Below are 22735 nucleotides of genomic sequence, written 5' to 3' on the forward strand. Positions count from 1 at the left end.
AGGGAGTTTTTTGCCAGAGGTGCTTTGATGAAACCCAAACACGCTTCCCTGTTCTCCTGTTCGGCCCTGGCCCTTGCCTGCGCCGGGTCCGCTGCCTTCGCAGACATCACCAGCCAAGAGGTCTGGGATAAGATGCGCGCCTATTACGAGGTGCAGGGGATTTCGATGTCGGCCACCGAAACGGTCACCGACACGGGCGTCACCCTGACCGACATGGTGTTTACCAGCCCCGAAGGCATGGAAGGGGAGCCGGACGTGACCATGTCGATGTCCGGCTGGACCCTGACCGACCAGGCGGATGGCACGGTTTCGCTGTCCTGGGTGGAACCGATGGTCCTGACGTTCGACATTGTCGAACCCGGCATCGCCAGCGACATGGACGATGACACGGACGCCACCGATGATATGGAAGCCCAGTCCATGGATCAGGGGGCGATGAAGGACGATGACAAGAAGGGGGATGACGATAGCGCGGTCGGGGACGACATGGCCACGGACACCGGAGATGCCATGTCCGACACCATGTCCGGCGAAGGGGAACACATCCGCTTTGTACTGTCGCTTACCCATGACAGCCCCTCGGTGGTGATCTCGGGCTCGGCAGACGACATGACCACCACCTATGGCGCAGTTCTGGCCAGCATGAACCTGGACAGCGTCGAGGTGGACGGCGAAGCGATTGGAAACGCACAGTTCAACCTGAAAATCGCCAATCCCGGCACCGTCACGCGCATGGTAACGACCGACACGACCTATCAGTTCGATACCACCTACGACATGGGGGCAACCTCCTATGACCTGTCTGTGATCATCCCCGAGGAAGAGGGCAACATCCAGATGAACGGCGAATGGGCCAATCTGACCGCAGGGTTCGATGGCACCTTCCCGCTGGATTGGGATCCGATTGACATGGCCGCGAATATGGCCGCCGGTTTCGACATGAAAGGCTCCGCACAGATTGGGGCCAGCAACAGCAGCTTCAACTTCCAGGTTGATGGCGAGCTGGTGAGCGGCACCTCCGGCAGCAGCGGTGGTGAATTCGCCCTGGCGATGGGGCCTGCCGGCCTGCATATCGACGGCGCCAGCCGCGACGTCGATTACGCGGTCCAGGGCAGCGAAATCCCCTTCCCAATCAGCCTGAAAGCAACGGAATTCGGCATGGGCTTTACCATGCCGATCATGCAATCCGACATGCCGCAGGACTTTGGCCTGAAACTCAGCCTGCGCGACCTGGCGGTCGATGACCTCCTCTGGATGCTGATCGACCCGACCGGCGCCGTGCCGCACGACCCGGCCACCCTGGTGGTGGACCTGGCGGGCAAGGCCAATTGGTTGGTGAATATCATGGATCCGGCCGTTCAGGCAGAACTGGACGACTCCGACGAGGTGCCCGCCGAACTGCACGCGCTGACCCTGAACGACCTGCAGCTGAAACTGGCCGGGGCCGAGCTGACCGGCACCGGTGACTTTACCTTCAACAATGATGATCTGGAGACCTTCGACGGGCTGCCTGCCCCCGACGGATCGGTTGCGCTCAAACTGACAGGTGGCAACACCCTGCTGACCACGCTGATCGACATGGGCCTGATCCCGGAGGACGAGGCCCTGGGAATTCGCATGATGCTGGGCATCTTCACCAGCCCGGTTGAGGGCGAGGATGACACGCTGACCTCGACCCTCGAAGTCAAATCTGACGGGTCCATCAGCGCCAACGGCCAGCGCCTGCAATAAGGGCGGCGGCAGAACGAAAGGCGGCGGGTCAATTGGCCCGCCGTCTTGCATGAGGGGACCTGGACGGTTACCTCGGACAGACCACAGCCACACGGGACCATCATGACCGCCAGCCTTTCTGCCCTGACCGAACAGCTTCTGGACGCCGCCCGCAACGCCGGGGCCGACCAGGCCGACGCGCTTGCCGTGCGTGGCACCTCGGTGTCGATCGACGTGCTGAAGGGCAAGCTGGAGCACGCCGAACGCTCCGAGGGCGTTGATATCGGGCTGCGGGTCATGCTGGGTCAGCGCCAGGCCTGCGTCTCGGCATCTGACGTCTCGGCCTCGACCATTGAAACCATGGCCGAACGCGCCGTGGCCATGGCACGTGAGGCGCCCGAGGATCCCTATATCGGCCTTGCCGATGTGGATCAGCTCGCGACCTCCTGGGATCTGGACGCGCTGGAGCTGGCCGATCCCATGGCCGATCCCGATCCTGCCGAGTTGGAAGATCACGCCCGCCGCGCCGAGGCCGCCGCCCTGGCTGTGGATGGCGTGACCCAGGTGCAAAGCACCTCGACCGGCTATGGCGAAAACGCCATTCACCTCGCCACCTCCAACGGATTTTCGGGCGGTTATGCCCGCACGTCACGATCCCTGTCCCTGGCAGCGATCAGTGGCGAAGGGGCCACCATGGAGCGCGACTGGGCCGGTGAAGGCCGCACCTTCCAGGCCGACCTGCCCAGCCCCGAGGAGATCGGACAAGAGGCCGGCGAACGCACTGCCGCCCGCATCGGCGCCAAACAACCGCCAACCGGTGCCTTTCCGGTACTGTTCGATGAACGTATCTCGGGCTCACTGATCGGCCACCTTCTGGGTGCCTCGAACGGGTCCAGTATCGTGCGCGGCGCCTCCTGGCTGCGTGAGAAACTGGGTGAACAGGTCCTGCCTGCGCATCTGTCAATTGTCGAAGACCCACATCGCGCCCGTATCGGTGGCTCGCGGCCTTTCGACGGTGAAGGCCTGCCCACCGCCCGCCGCGCCATCGTTGAAAACGGCATCCTGACGGGCTGGACGCTGGACCTGGCCACCGCACGCCAGCTGGGGCTGCAAAGCACCGCCAACGCCGCGCGCGGCACCAGCGCGCCGCCCTCGCCTGCCACCTCAAACGTGACGCTGACGCCGGGCGACTCCACCCGCGACGAGCTGCTTGCCCAGATGGGCACCGGCCTGCTGGTCACCTCGATGATCGGTTCGACCATCAACCCGACCACCGGGGATTATTCGCGCGGCGCCTCGGGCTTCTGGGTCGAAAACGGCGAGATTACCTACCCGGTCAACGAATGCACCATCGCGGGCAACCTTCTGGACATGCTCATGCGGATCACCCCGGCAAACGACGCCAAGGCGCACCACTCGCGCCAGGTGCCTTCGCTGCTGGTAGACGGGATGACCTTGGCCGGTGCATGACGACGACCTGACCCTTCTGGCCGAGGCCGCCAAGGAGGCGGGTGCATTGGCCCGTCACCACTTCGAACGCGACCCCGAGGTGTGGGAGAAGGACGACGGCCAGGGCCCGGTGACCGAGGCCGACATCGCCGTGGACACGCTGCTCCGCCGCGAACTAACACAAGCCCGGCCCACCTACGGGTGGCTGTCCGAAGAGACCGAGGACAACCCCGCCCGCCTGTCGATGGAACGCTGCTTCATCGTCGACCCGATCGACGGCACCCGCGCCTTTATCGAGGGCGCGCCGCATTGGGCGCTGAGCCTCGCCGTGGTGACCCAGGGCCAGGTGACCGCCGCCGCGATCTACCTGCCGATGCGCGACAAGCTCTACTGCGCCGCCAGGAGTATGGGCGCCACGCTGAACGGCTGGAAACTGACGGCCTCGGACCGCTTGGGGCTAACCGGTGCCCAAGTGCTGGCCGCCAAACCCACGTTCGAGCCCTGGCGCTGGAAGGACGCCCAGGTGCCGAGGATGAAACGCAACTTCCGCTCGTCGCTGGCCTATCGCCTGGCTCTGGTTGGCGAGGGCAAGTTCGACGCCATGCTGACCCTGCGCCCGACCTGGGAGTGGGACGTGGCTGCCGGTGCGTTGATCGTCACGGAAGCGGGCGGGCGCGTCACCGACCAGACCGGCGCGCCGCTGGTCTTCAACCGCGAAGACCCGCGCCTGCGGGGCGTTGTCGCAGGTGGGGCCGTGCAACCGCACATCGTGGGCAGGCTGCAGCCGCAGCCATAAGAAAAGGGGGACGGTTTTGGCCCACCGGTCCCCCTTTTGCCGAATCCTTGCGGTTCGGGATGCTGTTAGCGCAAACATATTGTTTTCTTCACCCTTGGACAAGGGCCAAATTACCGCTAACAAGTAAGGGACAGTAACAGAAAGAGATGCGCGTGACCGACCAAGCCCCAACGCCCCCCCGCCGTCCTCTGACCCTGCGTGACGTTTCCGAAGCCTCAGGTGTCAGCGAAATGACCGTCAGCCGCGTGCTGCGCAACAGGGGGGACGTATCGGAGGCCACGCGCGAAAAGGTGCTGCACGCCGCGAAATCTTTGGGCTATGTGCCAAACAAGATCGCAGGCGCCTTGGCAAGCCAACGCGTCAACCTCGTCGCCGTGATCATCCCGTCGCTTTCGAACATGGTGTTCCCAGAGGTCATGACCGGCATCTCTGAAGTGCTGGATGAAACCCCGCTGCAACCGGTGGTGGGCGTCACCAACTACAAACCAGAGCGCGAGGAAAAGGTTCTGTATGAAATGCTGTCCTGGCGGCCTTCAGGCGTGATCATCGCCGGGCTGGAGCACTCGGACGCGTCGAAGGCCATGCTGAAAGCCGCTGGCATTCCTGTGGTCGAGATCATGGACACCGACGGCCACGCGATCGACGCCGCCGTGGGCATCTCACACCGTCGTGCAGGCCGCAAGATGGCCAAGGCAATCCTGAAGGCGGGTTACCGCAACATCGGCTTCCTGGGCACCAAGATGCCGCTGGACCACCGCGCCCGCAAACGGTTCGAGGGCTTCACCGAGGCGCTGGCCAAGGAAGGCATCGAGATCATGGATCAGGAATTTTACGAGGGCGGCTCGGCACTGGCCAAGGGGCGTGAGATGACCGAGGCCATGCTGACACGCAACCCGGAGCTTGATTTCCTCTACTATTCCAACGACATGATCGGGGCGGGCGGATTGCTCTACTGCCTCGACAAGGGTATCGACGTGCCCGGCCAGGTTGGCCTGGCGGGGTTCAACGGGGTCGAGCTGCTGGACGGGTTGCCGCGTAAACTGGCCACCATGGATGCCTGCCGGTCCGAGATCGGCCGCGCCGCTGCCCAGATCATTGCCGCCCGGGCCGAGGCCGAGGAAGGCACCGGTGGCGGTGAGCGCATCGAACTCAGCCCCAAGATCGAGCCCGGCGACACGCTCAAGCGCAGGTAGACAAGCCCGTAGACATCCCCCCTCCGGCAAATTATGTCGGACAGGACGGCCCCGTGGCTCAACTGGATAGAGCAGCCCCCTCCTAAGGGGCAGGTTATAGGTTCGAATCCTATCGGGGTCGCCATTTTCGCTAAATGTGATATTTTCACACTTAAAATCAGGTACTTGCGAAGGCGTGTCCCGCTTTTGGGTTTGCGTGTCCCGTTTCATGCGACCCCCACAAGAAGTTTGACCATGCGTTCCCGATCAGCGGCGCGGGTGTAGCGCTCCACTTCAGAAAGGCTCATGTGACCAGCCATTGCCGCGATTTCGTGGGTGCTTTTCCCTTGTTCAGCCCAATACGTGCAGAACGCCTTGCGCAAACCATGCAGGCGGGCGGACATTCCAGCTTTACGGGCTGCATCTCCAAACAAATTGCCAAGGCTTTCCTTTGCAAAAGGACGACCGAAGCTGTTGAGAATGAAAGTTGGTGCAATGTCAGGTGTTCGTGCGATCACTGCACGCAATTCTCGGGTTAAAGGAACGTAGGCCGTAACCCTGCTCTTGTGTCGTTCATACACAAGCAAGTCGTCCTTGATGTTTCTGCGGCCAAGCCTGGCAAGGTCGCCACGCGCTGCGCCGGTATAGAGCGCTAGATCAAACACAAGTCGCTCAAGAGTTCCGACGGGCCACCGATCTTGAAACGCTGCAATGCCGTCAGCATCGGCAACGGGGAAGCCTTGGATTTGAGGCCTATCCAACTCGATCCCGGCCAACGGATTCTTCGCGATGAAGCCCAGGCGACGCAGATGTTCAAAGACCGGCTTGAGCGCCTTATACTCGTTCACAGCAGCATGTCCGCCTTTGGCATACAGTGCGCGTTCAATCGCTTCACTTGTAATCGTCTTAATCGGGCGGGCGCCTTGGGCCTTCCTGTAGCGTGCAAAAATGGCCAGTCGGGATTTCTTCGTTTCCTCTGAGTATTTCGCCCACTTGTCATTGCCTGACGTATAGAGGTCGAGCGCCCATCCAAAAGTCTCTGCCTTCGGAGTATCGACACCCGGCGGCATGTCTTGCCAACGTGCATGTTCCGCAGCCCATGCAGCCAGTACCTTCGGGTCAGTGGGATGCAGACCATGAACACCGAGGCTGATTTCCACCTCTTTGCCTTTCGCGCGATCAAAGCGCCGGTAGTAATGCGCCCAACGTCCGGTCTTGCGACGGCGGCGGCTTTTAAGGTGAGGGATCTTCTTCATGTTCCCTCCGCCGAAAACGGACGATTCTGCCATTCGGTCGGTGCGTCACCTTGGTCAGGGTAGTCGAATTGGACGCCATCTGGCCCCACACACTTAATCCGCGCCTTGGGATGTAGCGCAGTCACAGCTTTGTGTGCCTCGATCACCTGGCGTTCAGTAGGCATGGAAGGAGCAGAGGGACGTGACATGACTACTCAACCGCCTCTGGCCATGCCGGATTGTTGTCTTCGTCGTCATCTCCATAGACTTCGTCCAGTGCCTCAAGTGGGTGCAAACCAAGCGCACCGCACACTTGCTCAAACACCTTGCTGGCGTTGATCAGAATGAAGTCATCCGAGTTCAGGTAGTACCGCATCATGACGTAAAGGTTCTTGCCAGGATCGCTGTCCGTAGGAATTTCAAACGAACGGTCGCCTGCAATGCCCCACAACGTATGCCCATGCTCGTGGTGGAATGGCAGGGCCCCATGGCGAACTGGCAGATCAAAAGCGCGACCACCACCTGAAACATGCGAAAAGTGCCGTGCGTGTTCAAACGACCTATCGAGCTGCAGACCCATTTCATCATAGAGATGATAGGCCATTGCAAATTCCATCAGAGTAAAAAAGCTGAAACGAGAGTGCTTCCCCGCAGGCTTGTCCCCATTGATGTTTCGTGGCCCCTGAGCTGTCACCAACCCTCGATTTATGTGAGTGCGAAGCGTAGCGGGGTTCTTGCCCACTACACTTGCAATTCGTGCGAGTGTGAATTTTTGACCGAGGATCATGATCGACTCCATTTTGATCCAAGTTAGATCAAAGGTGTCGGAGCTGCAACACTTTAATTCAACTTGGATCAAAACATCTACCTACCCACCTCAAGCGGTGGCGTTCGGATCTTCCTCTTTGGTTGCTCGAATTGCATTGCCAAGTAAGTCGGACACCCGATCAACTCTCTCGACAGCTTGATGCATCGCGAAAGTCAACCGATCCGCGAGATACAAAGCTGCGTCTCTAGTTCGGCCGGGGTAATCAGTATTAGCGTCCTTAATTAGCGCTTCCAGAGCATAGGAGAAGTGCAACGCCTCCTCTATTCCCGTGGGATAAGCTTCCCCACCGGGGTGAAGGAGTTGAGTAGCGGCGTTTATTGCTTGCATAGGCTCTTTTGGAAGGCTTTCGATGTACCTTCTATGTTGCTCTCGCAGCGATTGTACTCTCTCCATTTCCCTCCTGAAGGTCCTGTCGGAGCACAGAGCAAACCCATTACTTCTTTCGTTTTCCCAATCCGAAATGGGGTCGTTAGACAAAGAGACTTCGCTCGCGCAGGCGCGTTCATTGGACATTGTCAGTTCCTCGTGGCTGGTCTAAATATAACCCCGTTATAAAATATGCCCCTCACTAGTCAAATAGAAAATAACAACAGGGTTATCAAAATGAATGCCACCCAATGCAAAATGGCACGCGCAGCCCTTGGTCTCGGTGTGCGTGATTTGGCTAAGCTCGCAAATGTCGCCCAAGCGACAGTAAGTCGCCTTGAGCGCGGGGAGGAATTGAAGGAAACAACCTTAGAGAATATACGGACAGCATTAGAAAATGCGGGCGTCGAGTTTATCGCTGAGAATGGCGGAGGCGCCGGAGTGCGTATGAAGAAAGGTGGAAGAAATGGCCCGAATTAAAGTTGAAGACGTTTTGTATCATTTGGATCACGAACTCAAAAAAGCGCTGGAGGCCACGGTTCGAGAGCACTACCCCGGCGTACCGATTGACCGGAACCGCCTCTACAAAACGTTCCTGAGGCAAGCGTACAGAAGGTGTTCGACTTGGGAACGTGTTCCCGATCAGTTTGTTGAAAAAGACTAATGACACCTAAACAGTTTGGAGAAAATGATGACTATCAAACACTTGCAGGTAAACAATCTGATTCGAGTAGCCAATGCCGGAGGAGGGCTTAGACTTGATGCCCTTGCCTTTTCAGTGGACAATCTCCTTCGAATTGCAAATGCAGCAAGCAGCAAACAAGCACGGATTGTTATCGAAAACAGTTCAGCACTATCCGCTGACAACATGATCCGCATCGGCAATGCTGGAAAAGGCGCTGTGTTATTCGAATAGAAATTGCGCGCCACGCCCACCGGAGGTTAGGGCCGCGCGCTGTCGGGGTTTACCCACTGACCGACTAACGGGGTTGTCTTTGGCTACCCAATTGCCAGGGGACAACCTCCCTTATTCCTTCCAATCAACCATGCGCATTGCCCCGGCCACGGCATCGGGCGGGATCTCCGCTTCCTTGGCTTCGGCCACCGCCTTGATGATTGCTGAAAGTGCCCGAGCCCTGCCCCCGGCATCAAAAGCCTGAAGCGGGCGCAGAGTATCGATCTCGACCTCCACTCCAAGCTTCTGGCGTGCTTCCTCAGCGAGGAGTTCAGCCACGGGCTGCAACGTCCACGTACAGAGTTGGCGTTGCGCCTCGCGGATCACTGGGCCAGTGGCCGCACGGTTCAGCAACGACGGCAGGACACCATAGGCCATAAGGATACCCTCGCGGGCCGCTGCCAGCGTCTCGGCCGTCATGCTGCGGGACAGGTCCGGGGAAAGCTGATCCGGCTTTTGCCCGATCTGAGGGTTCATCCCGGCCGCTGTCGCCTGCGCCACACCTTCGATCACCAACGTGGATCCACGCCGACCACGGAATGCACCGCGCATGGAGGCCACATCCTCGGCCCCGGTGTCCGGTAGAGGGACAATCTGAGACCCAAGCGGGGCATTCTCGAAAGTCTCGCCAAGGGCCGATTCCACCGCATGGAGCATCGCCCCTGTTAGACTGGATCGGCGCAACGGTGCCGTGCCGATCCATGGTGTTAGGGCGTCGGTGCCGATCCGCAAGTGCAGCACTTCGGCCGCTAGGGCAGTCACAGTACGCCCTCCCCCCGCTTCAGGGATCGAAAGGCGATAGGCACGCGGCTTGCCGTCTCGGGTGGTCAGATCCCAATCCGTCGCCGGGACAAGCCCCAGCTCGGTGATCAGATAGACCGCCTCGCCATTTAGAGCCGCCGAGCGGGCAATCATTGCCATAGTCTGGCGGGTCAGCAGCTCAGTGCCGGACACGTCCGCCATTGCGAACCCGCCTTCCCACAGGCTGACGCAGCTCTGCACTGTTGCCGTCAGCTCAGCTACGCCGCGGCGGCCGCTGATGAAGCTGTCACGTGCCGCAATGACCTGGGCGGTGTATCCTGCACCGCTGGATCGCTCCTCGATCGGGCGCAGCTTGTTCATGAGCCATCCGAGCATGGTCACCTCCACCGGATCGCGGCGGGGCGGTGCGTCAGGCACTTTGCCACCTCGCCAACGGGTTGCCAGTTCCGAGCCTCGATCTGGGCTTCGGGATAGGCCGGTTTCGTGACCGCGCTGATTTCGATCAGGTCAGCCGCCTTGACGGTCCGCAGGATCGCGTTGCCGCGTTCCTCGACCGTCTCGCCACCGGGCCGGACACGGAAGCCCGGGGAAAGGCCGCGCACCAGCCCGGCCGCGTGAGCGCTTAGGAAGTCCCGGACATAGCTGACTTGACACATGTTGGCGCTGATCGTCGCTTCCATGGTCAGGGCTTCATCCGACTCCGTCAGGTTCAGGGTGCCGGCCGAACGTGAGGCCAGCGGCTTGTTGAAGTCATGGCCGGACAGAAAATGCACATCCTCGCCGCGTTCCAACCGATCCGCGAAAGCACGGGCTGCGATCATCTCACGACGCTCACGCCCCATGCCTACGCGCTCGGCCAGAACGGTTTCCCGGCCATAGGGAAAGATTGCCCGAAGGCGGGTTTCCCCGCCCTCGGTGCGCAGCTCCAGGCTGCCAACATGAGCGCCCCAGAGCATTACGCAGCTTCCAGTTCGAGGCCGGTCAGCAGTTCGAGCTGGGCCGGGCGCGCCACGGTCACATCCATCGTGGCCAGCGCCGTGATCCGTAGCCCGCCGGACTGAGCGTCGCTGTAGGGGTCGCGGATCACGTCTACTGCGCCCCATGCACCGACGAAGATCGGAGCCACACCGCCCGCCGCCGTGGTCAGCAGGGACGAAGTGGCCGAGGGCGAGCCGGAAGGCGCCGCCAGAGCGTTGTTCGTCATGGCGATGTTGCCACCAGGAATGTTCTTCACCAGTCGGTCCCATTCCGATACGGCGGTGCCGCTGATTAGGACGCTGTCCAGATAATCCCACAACTCAGGCCGGATCAGCGCCCGCACTGCATCCGGCGAACCGGCGGCATTCGCGGTCATGAACCGGGTGACAGCCGAGCGGAACGCGCCCCAGATGGCCAGCGCATCCACGGGCGTAGTGGTAATACCATAGGTCGCCGCGCCGGTGATGACACCAAGCGGCTGGCCATTGGCCCCGGTGCCCAGGAATGCTGCCTGATCCATCGCGGCGCCCATGGCCCCGCTCATGTCACGCCGCACTGCCTGCTCCAGCGCCGCGCCGGACTGTTTCAGCGTCTTGCGGGTGATGCGCATCTGAATGCCGAGGTTGTGGTCCGGCGACATGGCGCGGTCGGTGGTGGCATAGGTGGTCGGCCCGGCCACATTAGCCGTTTCGCCATCCGCCCAGCCTGCCGTAACGCCCGAGGTGGTCACCGGCCATTCCACCGCGCCCGCGTCGATGCTGATCATCTGTGCCCCCATTCGTGACGCAACACTGTCCGGGAACAACCGGTCGATGATGGGGCGGGTCTGGACCGGGTGCGGGGTTCCGCTGGCAACAGTTTCACCGGCCCGGACTTCCAGGGCCTGCCACGGCACGGGAATGCCCCGGAAGCCGCCCTGTTCGCGCAGTTCGGTCACGATCTCGGCCGTCTGGCCATCCAGCTGGCGCCCCTCATCGAGGGCCAGCGCGACCTGGCGCATTTCGAAACCGGCCATCATGTCGGACCATTCACGGTCGGAGCGGGTTTCCAGCTCTTCGCCAGCGTCGCGCCGTTCTGCGTCTTCCGCGATCAGCGCCGCACGATAGCGGGTTTCATTGGAACGGTATTCCCGATCCTGTTCGTCCATCTGGCGAACTTCATCCTCGGTCGGGTTCTCCTTCCCTGCCAGTTCGGCGAGGTTCTGGCGGATTTCGCTTTGCCGCCGCGCGATCTTCACACTCTCGAGCATTGTTTTATCCTTTCTGCTCATTGGGCTTATTGTCGGGTCGCTCAAGCGACTCGACGGCTTCCCGCCAATCTCGGCGGTCCTTTCGGGGCGGGGGGTGCCCGCACTCGATCCGTGTTTTTCGGGTGTGGCAACTGGGGCAAAGCGCCTGCAGGTTGCTTTGGGCATAGGACAACTCGGGATGCGTCCTAACGGGTTTAATGTGGTCGACTTCCAGTCGCCCTCCGCAGCCGCAAGATCTGCAGCGGTAGCCGTCACGCTCCAAGATCTCGGCACGTAAAGCCTTCCACCTCTTCGTCCGCGTTACGCGCTTGGAGTGGCGATAGTGTTCACGTCTCACACCCATGTCGCCCTCGCTTTGGCTTTGGGTTGAGCAGCAATACGCGCGCCTTGGGCCACCGCCAGGACCGATGCAGCGGCGGCGTCGATCCGGCCGGTAGACCGGGCTTTGGCGATTTTGATGTTATTGGCGGGGTCGCGCAGACATACCGTGTCCGCAAAGGCCGACCGCAGCAGCAGGGACGGTTTGGCTTTCACCACACCGTCAAAGGCTGCGCGGCGGAATCGCTCTGCATCTTCACCCCCATCCCGAAACCCCTGACCGCGCCAAACCAGCGGCGCGCGGATCCCGGCGCGGGCGATGGCTTCCCCAAGTTCTGCTTGCTTGTAGCGGTCCATGGTCAGGGCAAGGATCGGTTGATCCTCGACATGGCGCATTACCTCAACCAGCCACGGAGCAACCGGGACCGTCTTGTCACCAAGAACACTCAGCTCGCCACGATCCTGCATCTCGACATAGCGTCCGGCCACGCCATCGGACTGTCCTCGATCCAGCAGGCTCGGCATGGACGGGAAGGTGCCGAGACATTCCAGGCGACCGGTGTCAGGCCAGTAGAACGCAGCGGCAGTCATCGAGGCGGAACCGCCGAGGTCGATTCCGATCACAACGCCTCCTTCACGGGGAGGCAGAGTATCGGTCTCGCAGCTCAGCCACTCATCCAGCGTGATCAGCATGTCACGGGCTTCACCGGACACACGTTCATTACGGTTGTAGAGCCGGAAGGACGTGAGGCTGGAACCACCGCGCGCAATCGCCCGTTTAGCTTGGGCTTCAAGCCATTCCAGCGACGAACCAATGCCATGAGGTGCGCCAGGATTGGCGATCAGCAGGCTTTCAGCCTCATCTGCGGGCAGGCCTGGCGCCGGGCGATGCTCTTGCACGTATGTGCCGGGCAACGGGTCATCGATCCACTTGGAAAAGGGATGTGCGTCGTCGCTTGCGCTGGTGCTGATCAGAAAAGCACGGCCGGACCGCTTACCCAGGCCGGACAACAGAGCGTGTTCCAGCTCGTCACCACGGTCCAGCGCCCAATGCCCACGCTCATCAAGAATGGCCATTGTCGGTGCACCGCCGAGGGCGGACTTGCCGTCAGCAGCGATGACGCGAAGAACGTGCCCGCCACCATCACCGGTGTATTCAATTTCAAGCCTCGGTGCGCGCCGATAGATCAGCCTGCTTTGAATTTCCAAGGGAAGAGTGGCGGCAAATCCCGCAACGAAGTCCCAAATGATTCGGCCCTGGTCCCGTGTCCGCGCGGCGGCGATAATCTCACGGCGCGGCTGATTATCCCAGGCCCCCAACAGCCCGCCCAGAGCAAGCCCCGCTGTGATGGCAGATTTGCCATTGCCACGTCCAATGCTGAGAACGGCATTGGCTGTGTCTGCCGCCAACGCGCCCTCAATGTAACGGCGCTGGAATGCCGCCAGTTGGATCGGTTTTCCTGCGTTCGGGCCTTCAGGGATCGAGAGGCCATGCATGAAATGCATAGCTCTTTCGGCGGGTGTGGAATTTTCCAATTCCCCGCCGGGCGCGAAAATTGAAAACTCAAGACCACGGTTCCCCGCGCCTGCAAAATCGCTGGCATTGGGACCATTTCCGAAGAGATCAGCTTGCGTGAACGAAACAGGCGACGGCTTTGGACGCGGCGGCAGCTTTGAGCCATCCACTTTACGCCATTCCCTTTTTTTCTTCTTCGTCTCAGTCATCGCGTGTCCTCTTGCGCGCATCTCTTTCTTCAACCGTTGCGCTCACCCTCGCTGCTCAATGGTGAGGTTCGGAGCAAAGGGCATAGGACGACTGCCCACAGCGGATGCCGTGGCAGTCCCCATGCCCTCCGCGTGTCAGTCCTGCTCAACGGAGCCGGTCCATCGCTTTAGGCCCGCCTGGTCATGCACTCCTGCCAGTCGGTCGGCTGCTGCTTGCGACACCTGAGTGCGGTGCCGGGGATCGGGCCTCAGCCTTGCGGACTGCCCTTTGCCTGTGATCCCGCCCGTGGTAGGCTCTCCTTTGTGGTGCCACCGTTGCTAACCCGAACCACCACTTCGGCCCTGCGTTTGGGGTGGCGCGCAGGGTCGCCGCTACTTACCTCTCGATCAGCTCCATCTCTTGTTCCGGCGCGGTATCCACTTCGGCCACCAGCCGCCGCATGATCTGCTCCTGCTTGGAAGAAGGACGCCATGTTGCTCGCTTGCTGTGCTTGGTGATGGAACGCACGAAACCTTTCAGCCACTCGTCAGATCCATCCGCCATCACGCGCCGGACGACGCGCGGCCAATGCACAGTCAGAAGCTGGTCCAATTCGAGATCAGTCATAGCTGAACCCCCCGATAGCGGGCGCCAATACGGGCCAAGTGCGGGGAGGTTGTGAGGTCTTTGGAATGCATGGGAGACCGGCCATCATAGTGAAGCGCCGTTTGGTCCATGAGCGCTTGCGCCAGATCTGCCGGGATGTAGGAGGCATCGCCCCCGAATCCCGCTTGATAGCGGATCTCCATCTTGCCCGGAGCCAAAAGCAGATAGTCGCACAGGAAGCGAATTGCGGGACGGTTCCCACCAACATGCTCAAAGCTGGTGAAGTTCTCGCCATCCATGACAATGATTGGCGCGCTGCCCTCGGCCATTGGGCCGATGGGGAACGTTAGAACTGACCGGCTGAAGGTTGCCTCAAACACAGTGACGGTGATGTCCTGCTTAAGCAGCGAGATCTGGGCAAATTGCTCAAGTTCAGCGGCTGCTGTAAGCCCCATATTCCTAACTGCATCGTCTTCAAGGTCATGTGCGACCCGCATGTGCTGCTTGAGGTCGTCAAGATCGAAGGGAAGCTCCGCTGACACAGGGGTACGCTGCACAAACACTTTCATGCTGCAATCTCCATTTCGCTGATGTGTCGAAGGAAGGCCGCCTGGTCTTTGAGGCTCATGGCCTCGAAGCTCGCCAGAGCATACGCCTTGAGTTCAGAACGGCTGGCCAAAGACGCCCAGAACCTGGCGTCATCCAGCCCACCGAGGAAGGGTGGCAGAGGGGAACCAGCGGAGCGAAGTGCAGTCGCAGCAGTCGCTTCCGCGTGGTCGTGTTCGAGTGAGCTGAGAACGGCATAGGCCAGCGCCACACGCTCGGCTTCAGAGAGCCGGGCAGAGACAACAAGGCTGAAAGCAGCCCAAGCGTCAGTGGTGCCAAGGGTCAGGCAATAGCCAAGCATCCGCGACATGCGCAGGTGTTCCGGCTTAATGGTTTTGGATAGAGAGGACGATTTAGGACGCTCAGCGTGTCCCGTTGGCCTCTCTAAGCTATTGACCTGTAACGGCCCGGAACCACCGCTTGTGTCCCGCCCAAGGTTCTTGACCTTGTTGGTTTTTTTCTCGGTTTGGGCAGTTCTATCGGGGTCGCCATTTTCCCCAACTCTCAAGCGCCCCGGGACAGGTGGCTTGAAACGCCAACTGGTTACTTCTACCGTTGCGATGCGCGAACTTCGGACCCGTCGTGGTCCGCCCTTACCTCCCGTCGTCGACAGGCGACGACAGGACCATCACAACGCGCCCGACTGTTTGAACCAAGACGATTCACCAAGGGGATTTCGATATGAGTGTGACCAAAGAACCGACGGCGACACGCAACAAATACGGCACTGGATTGGTCGCGCTGATCGGCGGTGCCCTTACCGTGGCGGCCTACACGGCGCTGGCCTACCTCATTCCCCTTGCGGTGATTGGCGTGATCATCCCGCTCGTTTTTGCCTTGTTTGTCGTCTTCTACCTTTACGGCGCGGTTCGCGGCTCTGCCACGTTCCTGATGGCTGTCGCCCTGTTGGGGATCGTCCTGAACATCGCCACCACCTGGTACATCTATATCGGCCTGGTGATGGGGTTCGACATCGCCAACGCCGTGTTCGCTCAAGGCCCCAGCGCCGTTTGGGACACGGTCACCTATATCGCGGAATACGGCGAAATGAGTTTCGGCGACATTGCCTCAAGCTCGGGGATCACGATCAGCGGAGGGTGGTTGGTGGCCCTGTGGATCCTGGATGCCCTGATCCTTTCAGCCGCAGTCTGGTTCGGGTATCGCGAGGCAAAGGAGTCTCAACACATGTCCTCCGACGAAGCCTTGCGTGAGGCGGGAGAGAACATGCGGGCACAGGTCCTGCCTGCACTTGGCGGGGTCGGCATCAGCGCCATCAAGGGCCTTCTGCAGGTCGGCGCCGTGTTTCTGGCTGTCTATCTGCTGAGCGAGTACGTCTTCTGACGGGCTCAGACACAACGCCTTTCCCGCAGGAATTCTCCCATGTCCTTGGCGCTCATCGGACGGGCGAGGAAGAAACCCTGCATCACGTTGCAGCCCACCGCGCGGGCGGTGAGGAGTTGGGCACGGGTTTCGATACCTTCGGCGCAGACCTCAATCTCCAGCGCTCGGCCCATGTCGACGATGGTCGCCAAGAGGCGACGGTTTTCGGGTGACCGCGTGGCCCCCTGCACCAACATGCGGTCGATCTTGAGCCGCCGTGGGCGCAACTTCAGCAGGCTGACGATCGAGCTGAACCCGGTGCCAAAATCGTCAATCTCGACTTGGAATCCCTGTTCCACCAGCGCGTTTACGTTCCTGGTCAGCTGGGCGTTGCCCTCATCCAGGTAGACCGACTCCAACAGTTCCATGGCGACGCGATCCGGACTGACGGGCAGGTCAGCCAGCCGCGCGCTCAAGCCGGGGTCATTGAGTTGCCGAAACGAGACATTGACCGACAGGCGCGGCAGGATCAGACCTTCGCTGTCCCATGCGGCCATCTGCGCCGTTGCACGATCAAAGATCTGTTGGTCGATCTCGTTCTCGACCTTCAAATTTCGGGCGGTGGTCATGAAGCCCGCAGGGGTGATCAGGCCCAGTTCCGGGTGGTCCCAGCGCGCCAGGGCTTCGGCCCCCACCAAGCTGCGCCCATCAGCAGCAAACTGGGGCTGGAAAAAGGGGCGGATGCGCCCCTCGGACAGGGCTTCCAATAGTGCATTCGCACGGTCCCGCGGCGTCTGATCACTCGCGTCAACCTGGGCTGGTTGGAAGGTGACAAAGCGATTGCGGCCTTCTTGCTTGGCCAGGTACATGGCGCGGTCGGCATGGCTGAGCCAATCGGAGGGTAATGCGGTCGACTGCGGATCCGACAGGATGCCCGCCGACAAACCAATGCGCTGGCTTTGCCCCGCCACCAAGAAGGGGTGGCTGACACACTCGATCAGGCGCCGGGCGGTTTCTTCGAGGTATTCCCGCGCATCAAACCGCGGGGTGGGATCGTCGGGAAGGCAAAGGACGACGAACTCATCTCCGCCGATCCGGGCAAGGAAGTCGTCCGGCTTCAGAACGGCGCGGAACCGGTCGGCAATCTGGGTCAGCAAGGTATCTCCGACCGCATGGCCATATTGATCGTTCACATCCTTGAACCCGTCCAGGTCCAGCTGAATCAACCCCGGGAAAGGGCGGCGGCTGCGCGCAAGCTCCGCCAGCCGTCGGTCGAGAAAGCGGCGGTTGGGCAACTGGGTCAGGTGGTCGTGCAGCGCCTGTATCTCGGCCTGACGGTTCATGGCTTCGAGCTGACGCTCCCGTTCGCTGAGCTGGTCGATCATGCCTTCGCGCTGCGAGGCCAGGCGATTGGCCAGAAGGGTCATCGCCACCACCGTCGCCCCAAAGATGATCAGCACGACCCGCCAGGACCGGATCGCCGCCAGATGGGTGCTGCCCCAGCCCCCTTTCGGCACCGCGTAAAGCACCCAGCTGCCGTTTGGAAACAGGATGTCGGTCGAGATCGGATTTTGCCCCAGCACCTCGGGATGGCCATGAAACAACGGGCCACCAGCCCCCGTACCATCCGTCCCGGCCAAGGCGAGTTCCAGGGGGCCGTCCGGGTCCAACACGCCCGCCTTCTGAAACAGCCAGGGCTGGTCGATCACGACCGAGGTCAGGCCCCAGAAGCTCAAGCGGTTGCCCTCCCCCGGGACAAAAACCGGAAACCGACCGACGAAGCCCCGCCCGCCCTGCACCAGGTCGACCGGCCCGGCCAGGATGAACTGCCCGCTCTCGCGTACGCGAAAGGCCGCCTCGCGCTGCGCGTCATTGAGGTTGTAGTCCAACCCCAGGGCTGATGCGTTCTGATCGTAAGGGTGCACCAGATTGATAACCATGTCACGTGCACCCGCAATGTTCACGACACCGGAATTGCGGTCGGTGACCTGCTCGGCCAGCATGGAGAACCGCGCCTGACTCATCTGGGGTTCGGTCGACAGGGTGGCCACCAGCCCACGCACCGCCTGGATCGGTGCATTCAGGTGCCCTTCGAGCTGCGCACGGATCGTGGCAACCTGACGCCGGACGGCCTCGCGTTCCTCCTGCCGGTCGATCACCACATATTGGCGGTCGATCAGAAACCCGACCAGGATCACCGCGAAAAGCACATAGAAAGACGGCAGGTAGCTGCGCAGAAGGTGCAGCCAACCCAAACGCCCGCCGCCCGTTGTCCTGGAATCGGTGGTCACCACCTGTCACTCGCCCCACATCGCGCTATCCTTTCGAACGTAGGCTAGCAGGTTCTACACCCAAAAGGCGAGACATTGGTCAAGCGTGCACGCAAAAGGGCCACCAAGTCAGGTGGCCCCTCATCATTCCCGACGCAGATTATTGCAGCGCGGCGTCGGTGATTTCCATCGTATAGGCCCCCTCCGGCGCCTTGGTGATGACCGGGTCAGAGCCGCCCGCCATCAGCGTGGCGACGGTGCGGTCGTAATCCGCCACGTCCAGCGCGCCGTTCGAGCCTGCAGTCAGCTTGGCAATCTCGCCCATCATGCGGACCTGGTGGCCTTCGGTCTGGGCGCCGGTCTCGTCATACTCCAGCACGATCATGGCGGCGTCCGAGGGGTTTTCCTCGGCCCATTTCCAGCCCTTCATCGAGGCACGCACGAAACGCACCATGCGGTCCTTGAAGGCCTCGTCGCCGAGGTTGGCTTCGAGCACATAGAGCCCGTCTTCCAGCGTCGCGACGCCCTGGTCCTCATATTTGAAGGTCACCAGCTCATCGGCGGACAGGCCCGCATCGATGATCTGCCAGTATTCGTTATAGGTCATGGTCGACACGCAATCGGCCTGGCCCTGCAGGATCGGGTCGACGTTGAAGCCCTGTTTCAGGACCGTCACGCCATCGCCACCCTCGGTACCAATGCCAAGCGAGCCCATCCAGCTCAGGAACGGGTATTCATTGCCAAAGAACCACACGCCCAGGGTCTTGCCCGGGAAATCGGCGGGCGAGGCGATGCCGGTGTCCTTGCGACAGGTCAGCATCATGCCCGAGCTCTTGAAGGGCTGGGCGATGTTCACCACCGGGGCGCCCTGTTCACGCGCGGCCAGGGCCGAGGGCATCCAATCGATCATCACGTCGGCGCCGCCGCCCATCAACACCTGCACCGGGGCCACGTCGGGCCCGCCCGGCTTGATGGTGACGTTCAGACCCTCTTCCTCGTAGAACCCGTTTTCCAGCGCGACGTAGTAGCCCGCGAATTGCGCCTGGGTCACCCATTTCAGCTGCAGCGTGACATCGTCCGCCGCCATGGCCGATCCGGCTGTCATCGCCAGCCCGGCCAGCGCGCCTTTCATCAATTTCATCATGTTTCAGTCTCCCAGTTGGTGTGTTGGTTGATTGTTTTTGCTCAACCTCTTTGTGAGGGGTGCCAGAATGTGACCCCCTTCTCGATCATGGCTACGATGCCATAAAATGCCGATCCCGCCAAAGCCGCGACGGTGATTTCCGCCCAGACCATGTCCAGGCCCAGCCGCCCAACCTCGGTCGAGATGCGAAAACCCATGCCCTTGATCGGACTGCCGAAGAATTCGGCAACGATGGCACCGATCAGCGCCAGAGTGGTCGCGATCTTCAGCCCGTTGAAGATCGCTGGCATGGCGGCGGGCAGGCGCAACTTCAACAGCGCCTGGGTGTAGCTGGCCGAATAGGTGTGCATCAGATCACGCTGCATGGCAGTGGTATCCGCCAGCCCCTGCACGGTGTTCACCAGCATCGGGAAGAAGACCATGACCACGACCACCGCCGATTTCGACTGCCAGTCGAAACCGAACCACATGACCAGGATCGGCGCGGTGCCGATGATCGGCAGGGCGGCAACGAAGTTGCCCACGGGCAGAAGGCCGCGTTGCAGGAAGGGTGACCGGTCGATCAACACCGCGGTGACGAAGGCCGCCCCGCAGCCGATGATATAGCCGCTCAGCGCGCCCTTGACGAAGGTCTGCACGAAATCCTCCCACAGGATATCCGTGGCCGAGATCAGCTTGACCCAGATCGCCGAGGGCGGCGGCAGAATTACACCGGGCACGTCGAGGCCCCGCACTAGGGCCTCCCACACGACGATGACGGTCACACCGAAGATCACCGGCACCGCCAGCTTGGCGGCACGTGTGCCTGCCTGCGGCCCATTGGCGATCCAGGCGTTCAGGAACCAGGTGAACAGCCAGAAGGCGACGGCAAAGATAACCCAACCCATCACGCGGCCCCCATTCGTTTCAACATGCGCCTCTCAATCAGGCTGATGATCCCCACCAGCGTGGCCGCCAGGATCGCAGCGGCGAAGAGCGCCGACCAGATCTGGATCGTCTGCCCATAGTAGCTACCGGTCAGCATGCGCGCGCCAAGGCCGCGGATCGCGCCTGTCGGCAGCTCGCCGACGATGGCGCCGACCAGCGATGCCGCCATGCCGATCTTCAGTGAGGTGAACAGGTAGGGCATCGAGGACGGCAAACGCAGTTTCCAGAAGGTCTCGGACCCTGACGCGTTATAGGTGCGCAGCAGGTCCAGCTGCATGTGATCCGGGCTGCGCAGCCCCTTCACCATGCCCACGACCACCGGGAAGAAGCTCAGGTAGGCCGAGATGATGGCCTTGGGGATCAGCCCCTGCACCCCGACCGAGTTCAGAACCACGATGATCATCGGCGCAATGGCCAGGATCGGGATGGTCTGGCTGGCGATCGCCCAGGGCATGACAGACATGTCCATCGCCCTGTTATGCACGATGCCAACAGCCAGAAGGATGCCCGCGCCGGTGCCGATCACGAAACCCGCCAGCGTGGCCGACAGGGTGATCCAGCCGTGAAAGATCAGGCTGCGTTTGGAAAAGGGCTTGCCCTTCAACACCATGCCGCCTGTGGATTTCCATAGCTCCGCCACCACCTGATGGGGGGCGGGAAGACGCGGGCGGTCCTGGCTCCAGGTGTCCTTGATCAACGCGCCGGTTGTCAGCGTGACCTCGGCCCGGGCGGCCTGATCCAGCGCCCATTTCTTGTTCATGCCAATGGCGGCGGCATACCAGATGACCACGATGGCGGCAACGACGGTCAGAATCGGCAGGATCTTGTTCATCCGTCCCCTCCTGCGCGCAGTCCCCAGCGGTTCACGCTGTCGGGGTGTTTGTTCAGCCAGCGCCAGTCCATCGGCGCGATCAGGGCCATGACCACCGGCAGGGCGAAGGTCAGCACGGTGATGACACCGCCGAAGCTGGACCCTTCGGTGACGAAATTGTTCATGATCACCACGCATCCCAGCCACAGGACCGCGACATAACCCATCCGGAACAGGAAGGCCGAGCGCACACGCTTGATCTGCTCCGGGGTCAGGCCTTTGTCCGCATCAGTCATAGGCATGCCCCGCGCGCAGACCCTCGCGCACCCGGTGGGCGACCTCCAGGAACTCCGGCGTATCGCGGATATCCAGCGGGCGCTCCTTGGGCAGCGGGCTTTCGATCACATCGGTGATGCGGCCCGGGCGGGGCGACATGACAACGATCTTGGTCGACAGATAGACCGCCTCGGGGATCGAGTGGGTGACGAAACCGATGGTCTTTTCCGTGCGCGCCCAGAGCTCCAACAGTTGTTCGTTCAGGTGGTCGCGCACGATCTCATCCAGCGCCCCGAAGGGTTCGTCCATCAGCAGGATTTCGGCGTCAAAGGCCAGCGCCCGCGCGATGGAGGCACGTTGCTGCATCCCGCCTGACAGCTGCCAGGGGAACTTCTTTTCAAACCCGGCCAGATCAACCAGTTCCAGCACCTTGGCGACCTTGGCATCCAGCTCGGATTTGGGATAGCCCATGATCTCGAGCGGCAGCTTGATGTTGCCGCCAATGGTGCGCCAGGGATACAGCCCCGCCGCCTGGAATACGTAGCCATAGGCGCGCTGCCGCCGCGCCTCGTCCGGCGTCATGCCATTGACGGTGATGTCGCCGCCGGTCGGGTGCTCCAACCCCGCCACCACGCGCAGGAAGGTCGTCTTGCCACAGCCCGACGGGCCAATGAAGCTGACGAAATCGCCCTTGTTGATGGTCAGATCCACGCCTTTCAGCGCATGGATCGGGCCATCGTTGGTCTGGAAGGTCAGGTCGAGGGATTTGGCCTCGATCACGGCCTGAGGGGTGGTCTTGGTGGTCATATTTCCTCGCGTCTTATGAGGATGAGAGTGGCGGAGAGAACAGCCGCCGGGATACCGAAATACAGCAGGGAAACGGACTTCGAGACCTCACCCCCCAGTACAACATTCGCCAACCACCAGCTGAGCACGCTGATAACGGCGGCGGGCAAGAGGTTGGGCAAAGTGCGGTTCAAGGTCATATCGCAAAGCCAGCGATGGAAGATCACGAAAATCGGATAGCCGGGGAGAATTGCGATCAGAAGAATCGGACCCCAGATCCTCCAGCCCACCAGTGCGCTCATAAGCAGGCCAAAGAGGAACACGTCCTGAGCGCTGACATCCGCTGCTCCGTCCGGGGCCGCCATCGCCACCCACAACCACAGCCCCACATTGGCCAAGGCCACCGACAGGCAGGCAAAACCAAGATATCTGAGGAGGGAGGGGCGGCTGCGGCTCATTAGTTGC

25 protein-coding genes and 1 tRNA gene are annotated in these 22735 nt (G+C 61.3%); 8 read left to right on the top strand and 18 right to left on the bottom strand.

Annotated elements, in window-relative coordinates; translation table 11 throughout:
• Positions 1 to 27 precede the first annotated feature (27 nt).
• From ACO07D_RS06280 to ACO07D_RS06300, 5 genes are all read left to right on the top strand, one after another.
• Entirely contained in the window at positions 28 to 1731 is a 1704-nt protein-coding gene (locus ACO07D_RS06280) for a DUF2125 domain-containing protein (protein ID WP_421702096.1), read from the top strand.
• A 102-nt stretch (positions 1732 to 1833) separates the two neighbouring features.
• On the top strand, positions 1834 to 3180 hold the full coding sequence (locus ACO07D_RS06285; RefSeq protein WP_421702097.1) for a TldD/PmbA family protein: 1347 nt from the start codon (positions 1834 to 1836) through the stop codon (positions 3178 to 3180).
• Entirely contained in the window at positions 3173 to 3955 is a 783-nt protein-coding gene (locus ACO07D_RS06290; RefSeq protein WP_421702098.1) for a 3'(2'),5'-bisphosphate nucleotidase CysQ, read from the top strand. The genes ACO07D_RS06285 and ACO07D_RS06290 overlap by 8 nt, the downstream gene beginning before the upstream one ends.
• A gap of 152 nt (positions 3956 to 4107) precedes the next feature.
• Positions 4108 to 5148, top strand: a complete 1041-nt coding sequence (locus ACO07D_RS06295; RefSeq protein ID WP_421702099.1) for a LacI family DNA-binding transcriptional regulator — start codon at positions 4108 to 4110, stop codon at positions 5146 to 5148.
• 47 nt (positions 5149 to 5195) lie between these two features.
• Positions 5196 to 5272 (top strand) — tRNA-Arg (locus tag ACO07D_RS06300).
• An 82-nt stretch (positions 5273 to 5354) separates the two neighbouring features.
• On the opposite strand, the gene ACO07D_RS06305 is transcribed toward ACO07D_RS06300, so the two are convergent.
• The 3 genes from ACO07D_RS06305 to ACO07D_RS06315 all read right to left on the bottom strand — a co-directional run bounded on the left by ACO07D_RS06305 (position 5355) and on the right by ACO07D_RS06315 (position 7704).
• A complete protein-coding gene (locus ACO07D_RS06305; RefSeq protein WP_421702100.1) occupies positions 5355 to 6383 on the bottom strand; it encodes a tyrosine-type recombinase/integrase in 1029 nt (342 codons plus the stop codon).
• Positions 6384 to 6573: 190 nt separating this feature from the next.
• Entirely contained in the window at positions 6574 to 7149 is a 576-nt protein-coding gene (locus ACO07D_RS06310; protein ID WP_421702101.1) for a hypothetical protein, read from the bottom strand.
• A 90-nt stretch (positions 7150 to 7239) separates the two neighbouring features.
• On the bottom strand, positions 7240 to 7704 hold the full coding sequence (locus ACO07D_RS06315) for a hypothetical protein (protein ID WP_421702102.1): 465 nt from the start codon (positions 7702 to 7704) through the stop codon (positions 7240 to 7242).
• 90 nt (positions 7705 to 7794) lie between these two features.
• Between ACO07D_RS06315 and ACO07D_RS06320 the strand changes: the two genes are divergently transcribed.
• Positions 7795 to 8037 carry a helix-turn-helix domain-containing protein gene (locus ACO07D_RS06320; RefSeq protein ID WP_421702103.1) on the top strand — a complete coding sequence of 81 codons (243 nt, stop codon included), beginning with the start codon at positions 7795 to 7797 and terminating at the stop codon, positions 8035 to 8037.
• A 211-nt stretch (positions 8038 to 8248) separates the two neighbouring features.
• Positions 8249 to 8473: a hypothetical protein gene (locus ACO07D_RS06325; protein WP_421702104.1), complete on the top strand. Its 225-nt coding sequence runs from the start codon at positions 8249 to 8251 to the stop codon at positions 8471 to 8473.
• A 111-nt stretch (positions 8474 to 8584) separates the two neighbouring features.
• Here the strand turns inward: ACO07D_RS06325 and ACO07D_RS06330 are convergent, their stop codons facing one another.
• From ACO07D_RS06330 to ACO07D_RS06365, 8 genes are all read right to left on the bottom strand, one after another.
• The gene (locus ACO07D_RS06330; protein WP_421702105.1) at positions 8585 to 9649 is read right to left on the bottom strand and encodes a phage portal protein; all 1065 of its coding nucleotides are present in this window, start codon (positions 9647 to 9649) and stop codon (positions 8585 to 8587) included.
• Positions 9650 to 9651: 2 nt separating this feature from the next.
• A complete protein-coding gene (locus ACO07D_RS06335) occupies positions 9652 to 10230 on the bottom strand; it encodes an HK97 family phage prohead protease (RefSeq protein WP_421702106.1) in 579 nt (192 codons plus the stop codon).
• Complete coding sequence (locus tag ACO07D_RS06340) at positions 10230 to 11501, bottom strand: phage major capsid protein (protein WP_421702107.1); 1272 nt, start codon at positions 11499 to 11501, stop codon at positions 10230 to 10232. The genes ACO07D_RS06335 and ACO07D_RS06340 overlap by 1 nt, the downstream gene beginning before the upstream one ends.
• 4 nt (positions 11502 to 11505) lie before the next feature.
• Positions 11506 to 11844, bottom strand: coding sequence for an HNH endonuclease (locus ACO07D_RS06345; protein WP_421702108.1), 339 nt, complete (start codon positions 11842 to 11844; stop codon positions 11506 to 11508).
• Complete coding sequence (locus ACO07D_RS06350; RefSeq protein ID WP_421702109.1) at positions 11835 to 13544, bottom strand: terminase TerL endonuclease subunit; 1710 nt, start codon at positions 13542 to 13544, stop codon at positions 11835 to 11837. Before ACO07D_RS06350 ends, ACO07D_RS06345 begins: the two co-directional genes overlap by 10 nt.
• 376 nt (positions 13545 to 13920) lie before the next feature.
• Positions 13921 to 14151 carry a hypothetical protein gene (locus ACO07D_RS06355; RefSeq protein ID WP_421702110.1) on the bottom strand — a complete coding sequence of 77 codons (231 nt, stop codon included), beginning with the start codon at positions 14149 to 14151 and terminating at the stop codon, positions 13921 to 13923.
• A complete protein-coding gene (locus ACO07D_RS06360) occupies positions 14148 to 14699 on the bottom strand; it encodes a head-tail connector protein (RefSeq protein WP_421702111.1) in 552 nt (183 codons plus the stop codon). The genes ACO07D_RS06355 and ACO07D_RS06360 overlap by 4 nt, the downstream gene beginning before the upstream one ends.
• Positions 14696 to 15046, bottom strand: coding sequence for a hypothetical protein (locus ACO07D_RS06365; RefSeq protein WP_421702112.1), 351 nt, complete (start codon positions 15044 to 15046; stop codon positions 14696 to 14698). The genes ACO07D_RS06360 and ACO07D_RS06365 overlap by 4 nt, the downstream gene beginning before the upstream one ends.
• Positions 15047 to 15417: 371 nt before the next feature.
• On the opposite strand from ACO07D_RS06365, the gene ACO07D_RS06370 reads away from it, so the two are divergent.
• Entirely contained in the window at positions 15418 to 16077 is a 660-nt protein-coding gene (locus tag ACO07D_RS06370) for a hypothetical protein (protein ID WP_421702113.1), read from the top strand.
• 5 nt (positions 16078 to 16082) lie between these two features.
• Here the strand turns inward: ACO07D_RS06370 and ACO07D_RS06375 are convergent, their stop codons facing one another.
• From ACO07D_RS06375 to ACO07D_RS06405, 7 genes are all read right to left on the bottom strand, one after another.
• A complete protein-coding gene (locus tag ACO07D_RS06375; RefSeq protein ID WP_421702114.1) occupies positions 16083 to 18347 on the bottom strand; it encodes a putative bifunctional diguanylate cyclase/phosphodiesterase in 2265 nt (754 codons plus the stop codon).
• Between the two features lie 139 nt (positions 18348 to 18486).
• On the bottom strand, positions 18487 to 19470 hold the full coding sequence (locus ACO07D_RS06380) for an ABC transporter substrate-binding protein (protein WP_421702115.1): 984 nt from the start codon (positions 19468 to 19470) through the stop codon (positions 18487 to 18489).
• 41 nt (positions 19471 to 19511) lie between these two features.
• Entirely contained in the window at positions 19512 to 20357 is an 846-nt protein-coding gene (locus ACO07D_RS06385) for an ABC transporter permease (RefSeq protein WP_421702116.1), read from the bottom strand.
• A complete protein-coding gene (locus ACO07D_RS06390; protein WP_421702117.1) occupies positions 20357 to 21229 on the bottom strand; it encodes an ABC transporter permease in 873 nt (290 codons plus the stop codon). The genes ACO07D_RS06385 and ACO07D_RS06390 overlap by 1 nt, the downstream gene beginning before the upstream one ends.
• Positions 21226 to 21504, bottom strand: a complete 279-nt coding sequence (locus ACO07D_RS06395) for a hypothetical protein (protein WP_421702118.1) — start codon at positions 21502 to 21504, stop codon at positions 21226 to 21228. The genes ACO07D_RS06390 and ACO07D_RS06395 overlap by 4 nt, the downstream gene beginning before the upstream one ends.
• Complete coding sequence (locus tag ACO07D_RS06400; RefSeq protein ID WP_421702119.1) at positions 21497 to 22291, bottom strand: ABC transporter ATP-binding protein; 795 nt, start codon at positions 22289 to 22291, stop codon at positions 21497 to 21499. The genes ACO07D_RS06395 and ACO07D_RS06400 overlap by 8 nt, the downstream gene beginning before the upstream one ends.
• Complete coding sequence (locus ACO07D_RS06405; RefSeq protein ID WP_421702120.1) at positions 22288 to 22728, bottom strand: hypothetical protein; 441 nt, start codon at positions 22726 to 22728, stop codon at positions 22288 to 22290. The genes ACO07D_RS06400 and ACO07D_RS06405 overlap by 4 nt, the downstream gene beginning before the upstream one ends.
• Positions 22729 to 22735 lie beyond the last annotated feature (7 nt).

The sequence above is a fragment of the Aliiroseovarius sp. genome, assembly GCF_965228805.1.
In the GTDB taxonomy this organism is placed as follows: domain Bacteria; phylum Pseudomonadota; class Alphaproteobacteria; order Rhodobacterales; family Rhodobacteraceae; genus JASBTN01.

Coding starts and splice junctions, on each gene's coding strand:
- ACO07D_RS06345 (WP_421702108.1), bottom strand. CDS start 11,844: ATGGGTGTGAGACGTGAACACTATCGCCACTCCAAGCGCGTAACGCGG.
- ACO07D_RS06325 (WP_421702104.1), top strand. CDS start 8,249: ATGACTATCAAACACTTGCAGGTAAACAATCTGATTCGAGTAGCCAAT.
- ACO07D_RS06385 (WP_421702116.1), bottom strand. CDS start 20,357: ATGGGTTGGGTTATCTTTGCCGTCGCCTTCTGGCTGTTCACCTGGTTC.
- ACO07D_RS06370 (WP_421702113.1), top strand. CDS start 15,418: ATGAGTGTGACCAAAGAACCGACGGCGACACGCAACAAATACGGCACT.
- ACO07D_RS06400 (WP_421702119.1), bottom strand. CDS start 22,291: ATGACCACCAAGACCACCCCTCAGGCCGTGATCGAGGCCAAATCCCTC.
- ACO07D_RS06330 (WP_421702105.1), bottom strand. CDS start 9,649: ATGCTCGGATGGCTCATGAACAAGCTGCGCCCGATCGAGGAGCGATCC.
- ACO07D_RS06365 (WP_421702112.1), bottom strand. CDS start 15,046: ATGTCGCGGATGCTTGGCTATTGCCTGACCCTTGGCACCACTGACGCT.
- ACO07D_RS06405 (WP_421702120.1), bottom strand. CDS start 22,728: ATGAGCCGCAGCCGCCCCTCCCTCCTCAGATATCTTGGTTTTGCCTGC.
- ACO07D_RS06320 (WP_421702103.1), top strand. CDS start 7,795: ATGAATGCCACCCAATGCAAAATGGCACGCGCAGCCCTTGGTCTCGGT.
- ACO07D_RS06390 (WP_421702117.1), bottom strand. CDS start 21,229: ATGAACAAGATCCTGCCGATTCTGACCGTCGTTGCCGCCATCGTGGTC.
- ACO07D_RS06380 (WP_421702115.1), bottom strand. CDS start 19,470: ATGATGAAATTGATGAAAGGCGCGCTGGCCGGGCTGGCGATGACAGCC.
- ACO07D_RS06285 (WP_421702097.1), top strand. CDS start 1,834: ATGACCGCCAGCCTTTCTGCCCTGACCGAACAGCTTCTGGACGCCGCC.
- ACO07D_RS06335 (WP_421702106.1), bottom strand. CDS start 10,230: ATGCTCTGGGGCGCTCATGTTGGCAGCCTGGAGCTGCGCACCGAGGGC.
- ACO07D_RS06355 (WP_421702110.1), bottom strand. CDS start 14,151: ATGACTGATCTCGAATTGGACCAGCTTCTGACTGTGCATTGGCCGCGC.
- ACO07D_RS06395 (WP_421702118.1), bottom strand. CDS start 21,504: ATGACTGATGCGGACAAAGGCCTGACCCCGGAGCAGATCAAGCGTGTG.
- ACO07D_RS06315 (WP_421702102.1), bottom strand. CDS start 7,704: ATGTCCAATGAACGCGCCTGCGCGAGCGAAGTCTCTTTGTCTAACGAC.
- ACO07D_RS06360 (WP_421702111.1), bottom strand. CDS start 14,699: ATGAAAGTGTTTGTGCAGCGTACCCCTGTGTCAGCGGAGCTTCCCTTC.
- ACO07D_RS06310 (WP_421702101.1), bottom strand. CDS start 7,149: ATGATCCTCGGTCAAAAATTCACACTCGCACGAATTGCAAGTGTAGTG.
- ACO07D_RS06340 (WP_421702107.1), bottom strand. CDS start 11,501: ATGCTCGAGAGTGTGAAGATCGCGCGGCGGCAAAGCGAAATCCGCCAG.
- ACO07D_RS06280 (WP_421702096.1), top strand. CDS start 28: ATGAAACCCAAACACGCTTCCCTGTTCTCCTGTTCGGCCCTGGCCCTT.
- ACO07D_RS06350 (WP_421702109.1), bottom strand. CDS start 13,544: ATGACTGAGACGAAGAAGAAAAAAAGGGAATGGCGTAAAGTGGATGGC.
- ACO07D_RS06305 (WP_421702100.1), bottom strand. CDS start 6,383: ATGAAGAAGATCCCTCACCTTAAAAGCCGCCGCCGTCGCAAGACCGGA.